Source organism: Bradyrhizobium sp. Ses1 (genome assembly GCF_059512365.1).
Genome location: NZ_JCAMOQ010000239.1, coordinates 1 through 321 on the forward strand (window position 1 = coordinate 1; position 321 = coordinate 321).

Annotated in this window: 1 protein-coding gene; it reads left to right on the forward strand. The window is 59.2% G+C overall.

Translation table 11 applies throughout. From position 1 onward, the window contains the following. Positions 1 to 321: transposase (locus AC5ZG5_RS46525; protein ID WP_496165610.1), on the forward strand; the 321-nt coding region annotated here is incomplete at both ends.

Genomic DNA, 321 nt, shown 5'->3' on the forward strand with positions numbered 1-321 from the left:
TGCCCGGTCCGCTTCTTCCTAACGGCAGGTCAAGCCGGCGATGCGCCTCAGGCCCAGCCGCTCATCGAGGGGCTCCCGGCGGAGGTCGTGATGGGCGATGCCGCCTACGATTCCGATGCCTTGCGATCCGCGATCGCCGCAAAAGGCGCTCAAGCCGTCATTCCGAACAACCCCTCACGGGCAATCAAATATCCGCTCAACAAACCCCTCTATGCCGAGCGTCATCTAATCGAATGCTGCTTCTCGAAACTGAAGCGTTTCAGGCGCGTTGCTACGCGCTACGAAAAAACCGCACGAAATTACTTCGCTGTCGTCGCTATC